This window comes from Streptomyces polyasparticus (assembly GCF_014493765.1).
Taxonomy (GTDB): domain Bacteria; phylum Actinomycetota; class Actinomycetes; order Streptomycetales; family Streptomycetaceae; genus Streptomyces; species Streptomyces polyasparticus.
Window position 1 is genome coordinate 1 of sequence record NZ_JACTVJ010000071.1, and the last position, 4,684, is coordinate 4,684.

Sequence of the window (4,684 nt, forward strand, 5' to 3'; positions counted from 1 at the left end):
CACCTTCGGCACCTGGGACGGCTGGAAGAACCGCGTACTCCCCGCGGCCGGATTCGCCACATGCGTCGTCGCCTCAGTGGGGGTCTGCGCAGCTGCGGGCGCTGGCATAGCCACCGCGAAATTCGTGGGTGATGGCATGCTGGAAGGGAACTGGGATGGTGTGGCGTACGCTAAGGACCTGGCATGGACTGCAGCTGGCTCCGGAATCGCAGCAACATTCAGCAGGAGCGTCGGCGGCGCCAGGAGCTGGGGCGAGGCATACAAGTCGAGCGCGCTTGTTCGCCAGCCATCAGTGCTTGTGACGGCACCTGCCAACTCCACCAGGCATGCCGTAGTGCAGCAATCGACGCGCATCAATTGGGGCGGCACATACGGAAATATGTCCGTAAATGCTGGCTTCAACACAGGGTTCTGCGGCGCAGGTAACGCCAGTCTCGGCGCCTACGTCGGGGCATGCTGAATTGATGGTCGACGGCGTGCGCATGAGAGTTGAGACTCATGTGCACGCCGTCTTCCTTGCCCAGATATCAGCGTCGCGAGAACACCAGAAGGGCATGACATGAACCCGGCCGACAAGTCGGATACGGAAGTACTCCGAAGGAAGTCCTTTCGCGCCCTCTCGTGGGGCTTCACACTCCTCTTTGCCGCCGGCGGCTTCGCCGCGATGGCATTTGTTCCTCGCGATGGTGGTGGACCGCTCATCGGGAGCGCGGCGTGTTTCGGGATGGTGGCCTTGGCCCGCCGAATTTTTGGCTCCTCGATTGTCCTTGGAGAGCAGCTCAAGGTCGTGAACCCCTTGGTGACCCATCACGTTCCCTATCGAGATATCAGGGAAGTAGCTTCAAACAGCAGAGGAACCCTCACCGTTGTTACGTCGTCAGGGAGATTCATCTACTCCACCGGTTTTGGCGGCTCCTTGATCGACCACTATGTGGGCACCGCGGACAGGGCGGCTGAGCGCATCAACGCCAGGCGGAGAAGGGGCGGCGGGAGTAAGGCCGGCGTTCATGAGCGGCGCGCGCTGACTCGGGCGTGGGTGGCGGATACGTGTTCTGTCTTGGCAGTGCTGTGCGCGATCAGCGCCGCGGTGGTTGGCGTCTGATCGAAAGTGCATGGGACGTTCCTGACTGCTGGCCCCACGACGATGCATGGACTAGACCAGAGAGCAGTTTCTGTGAGAGCGATCGACCATCCCGCGACGCGTCATGCACTCGAGACGTACCGCGGGCGTGCCTGGTGTTGGGCGGGCGGCGGCGTGCTGACCATGCTGCTGGCGGTCTTGCTAGGCGGGCTGTTGCCGGGTGCGGGTGTGTGGGCCGGCGGACTGGGGCTGACGGCGTGGGGCATTGGCCTGTGTGCGCTGCGGAACCACTGGAGGATGCGACGGGTTCTGCGGGCCCATCCGTGGGTGGCGTGTACGGCGGCGGTCAGGCCGTCGGTGTGGTCGGGCCCTTCGGTCGTCCTGCGTGCCCCGACGAACGACAGCGTGTTCGTGCGCTCCGTGGTCGCCGTGCGGCAGCGGTGGCATCTGGCCGAGCCGGATGCACGGGGGCGGTTGTGGTGGTGCGGGGACGCTTCGGGCGGCGGCGTGCTGATGCGGCCGAGCGGCGGCGACCTGCTGTGGGCGCGTGACGTGGGGACGGCGCGTGCCCAGCGGGAGTCTGGGGCCGCGATCGCGGCCGCGCTACTCCAGCGCCCCGCTGCGGTACAGCCCTTCGGTGAGGGCTCCGCGCCGGCGGGAACGGGTGCCGTACCGGTGTGGGTGCAGGGCGGCGGCCGTGCGCCGGTACGGTGGCGGCTGCTCACCGGGCTTGCGGCCGCCGGGCTGGCGGTATTGGGTGTCAGCGTCGCCGGGGCCGTGTCCATGGCCTCGGATCCGTGGATGCCGCTGATCACCGATTCCGGCCCCGACTCCGAGGGCCGGTGCTCGGCGTGGTGGAAGGATCCGATCACTGATGCGGAACACACGGGTGAGGTGGCGTGTTCGGAGAGCCTACTGGACGAGGCCACGGGCGAGTTCAGTCTGCGGGCCATGGACGGCTGGCAGGTCGCTCACGGTCCGTTCAAGGGCGACATCTACAACGCCGATTTCGAGGGTACAAACGCCTTCACGACCTACGCAATCGGGATGCTTGCCGGCGGTCTGGTGCTGCTCGGCTCAGCGGGCACTCTCGCCGTCCGCGGTATCGGCGCGGTACGCCACCGAAACGCACCCACTACGCCCGCCCCCGGAGTGCCGCAGGAACATCGGCCGCGTGTGTCACTGGTCAAGGCACACGACCAAGACCGGCGATACGACTGGGCCGAGTTGTCCGCCGCGGCTGCTGAGCAGGCCCTCGCCCAGCCGACGGCACCGAGCACCTACCCGCCCGCCACTTCTGATCGTGCGACTGCGTGGTGGCGGGTGAGGCCGCTGCTGGAGATGGCCGGGATGCGGCAACTGGCCGTGTCCGCATTCGCTTTCGCGGGGGTACTCGTCGTCTTCATGGTCGCCAGCAGCGGCTCGTGGATGATCGTCGCGCTCATGTGCGGCATGTTCCTCGCCGCGGCCGCCCGGACGCTGCGCGCCTCGCGGATCGTGCGCACCCTCGCCAAGGACGCCGCGCGCCAGCCGCAGCAGACCGGCCGCTACGTGCTACTGCGGGAAAACGCCACCCACGCGCCCTGGGCCCTCTATTTCCCAATAGGCGATGACACACCGTTTGCGGCGCAGCCACTGTTCGCCCAACAGCCTCTCCCAGGCCCCAGCGGCGAGGTTCTCCTACACGGCACGGCGGACCAGTTGGACATCCGCGTGCCCTGGATCGAAGGACGCCCCGTGTGGCCGGCCGGCGACTACATCCTCCTCGGCGCGGACCTGGACGAAGACCGCACCTTCTTTGACGCGCTCATACCCGACTGAGCACGCAGCCCCGAGCCGAACACACGAAGCCATACCCTGACCGGCAATCAACACCGGCCTCGGCCTCCTCACCGGCGGCCTCACACGGGTCCGCACCAGGTCAGCACCACAGAAACGAAACAGCGGCAACGCCCCGCAGTTGACAGCGGTGGCGTGCTCTCGACCACACAGAGGGATGCCCCGTGCACCTACGCGAAGAACTCGTGGAACTCCTCGGACATGCCCAGGACGGCTCGGGGATCACCCTGTCGGCGCTGATCGGCGAGTTCGCCGGACCGTACAGCGTGCGGCAAGTCCGGGTGGTGCTGGACGAGATCGGCGCGCAGAGCGTCATAGTGCAGCAGGCCGGGGATCCGGCCCGTTCGCGGATCGCCTACCGGCTCCCCGACCAGTTGGACACTTGAGGGGACCTGGGTGTCCGGCAGCAGTGTGAGAGGCATCCGGTGCCGAGGCGTGTTCGCTTTGCTGGCGGGAGTGGCTGCGGTCGCCGGGGCCTCGCTCCTTCTGGCGCTTCTGCTCCCGCACACGCTGGCTCGGGAAGGGGCGCTGGAGCATGCTTCTGTCTGCAGCGCCGAGACGACCGGCGTGACCATCGAGGACTGCGTCCGTACGGTGGGGCTGACCGTCGACAGGGTGCACATCGGATCGGGCAAGGGCGCCGAGTACTGGATCGAGGTCTCGGGGCCGAAGCCGTGGGCGGGCAGGGTCCACTTCGACGGCGCGGATCCGTTGCTGGAACGGCTCGCTGCGGGGGACGCGGTGGAAGCGATGGTCTGGCGGGGCGACATCGTCTCGGTCCGCGGACATGGGGTGGGCCAAGACAGTGTGGCCAGTCCTCGCGGGCAGCCCGTCTACGTCACCGGGTTCGCGATCATCATCTTCGTGGTGGGTGCCTGGGCACTGTATGCGGCCTGGTGGTGGCTGCGGCGGCCCGACGACTGCCGACGCGGTCTGCCCGACTTGCTCACCGCGGCCGGGGTGTTGGCGCTCGGGCTGGCCATGGACGCCCTGGTCGTGGTGCTCTTGCTGGACCATCTCGAGGCGCCGGCCTGGCTGGTCGCTCCCCTCTGGGCACTGCTCGCACTGCCCGTGTTCTGGTATGCGTGCCGCCACGCCTACCGGCGCCGACACGATCCGAAGTGGTCCAGGGCCCGCCACGCGCGAATCGACGATCTCCTCGAGCGAGTTGTCGCTCCCCGCCAACGCCGCCTGGACCTCGCAGCCCAGCGGGCGATCGAGACCGGTGGCGAGGTAGTGAGTGAAGGAGTGGTGTGGGGAGAACAGCCGTACTGCCACGATGGGTTCGCCTATCTCGTCCTATCCAAGGGACGAGCCGCCGTCACTCCCCATCGCACGGACATCGAGCAACGCGTACCGCTGCCTGTCGAGCGTCTGGGACTGCTGCAGGGTTAGGTGACACCTGATCTGGCTCGCTGAGTGGCGGGCTGGGAGGATGTCGCAATGCCCAAGCCGTATCCGAAGGAGTTCCGCGAGGACGTCGTACGGGTCGCGCGAAGCCGCGAGTCCGGCGTCACACTGGAACAGATCGCCGCCGATTTCGGCGTGCATCCCGCCTCGCTGACCAAGTGGATCCGCCGTGCCGAGGCCGAGGAGCGCGGCGAGGCGAGCCTGGCCGCTGGGTCCGCCTCGGCGACGAGCGAGGCTGCGGAGCTGGCTGAGGCCCGCAAGCGAATCCGGCTGCTGGAACAGGAGAACGAGGTCCTGCGCAGGGCCGCGGCCTATCTGTCGCAGGCGAACCTGCCGGGAAAATGATGTACCCGC

6 protein-coding genes are annotated in these 4,684 nt (G+C 67.5%); all 6 read left to right on the forward strand.

Annotated features, from left to right (window positions below; translation table 11 throughout):
- Positions 1-460 (forward strand): hypothetical protein (locus H9Y04_RS46385; protein ID WP_214662292.1); only part of this gene is annotated, 460 nt, incomplete at its 5' end.
- Between the two features lie 99 nt (positions 461-559).
- Positions 560-1,102, forward strand: a complete 543-nt coding sequence (locus H9Y04_RS45420) for a hypothetical protein (protein WP_187820116.1) — start codon at positions 560-562, stop codon at positions 1,100-1,102.
- A 153-nt stretch (positions 1,103-1,255) separates the two neighbouring features.
- The gene (locus H9Y04_RS45425) at positions 1,256-2,902 is read left to right on the forward strand and encodes a hypothetical protein (RefSeq protein WP_187820117.1); all 1,647 of its coding nucleotides are present in this window, start codon (positions 1,256-1,258) and stop codon (positions 2,900-2,902) included.
- Between the two features lie 182 nt (positions 2,903-3,084).
- Positions 3,085-3,306: a hypothetical protein gene (locus H9Y04_RS45430; RefSeq protein WP_187820118.1), complete on the forward strand. Its 222-nt coding sequence runs from the start codon at positions 3,085-3,087 to the stop codon at positions 3,304-3,306.
- A 49-nt stretch (positions 3,307-3,355) separates the two neighbouring features.
- Entirely contained in the window at positions 3,356-4,315 is a 960-nt protein-coding gene (locus H9Y04_RS45435; protein ID WP_187820119.1) for a hypothetical protein, read from the forward strand.
- Between the two features lie 48 nt (positions 4,316-4,363).
- Positions 4,364-4,675 carry a transposase gene (locus H9Y04_RS46390; protein WP_214662293.1) on the forward strand — a complete coding sequence of 104 codons (312 nt, stop codon included), beginning with the start codon at positions 4,364-4,366 and terminating at the stop codon, positions 4,673-4,675.
- Positions 4,676-4,684: the final 9 nt, after the last annotated feature.

Coding starts and splice junctions, on each gene's coding strand:
- H9Y04_RS45420 (WP_187820116.1), top strand. CDS start 560: ATGAACCCGGCCGACAAGTCGGATACGGAAGTACTCCGAAGGAAGTCC.
- H9Y04_RS46390 (WP_214662293.1), top strand. CDS start 4,364: ATGCCCAAGCCGTATCCGAAGGAGTTCCGCGAGGACGTCGTACGGGTC.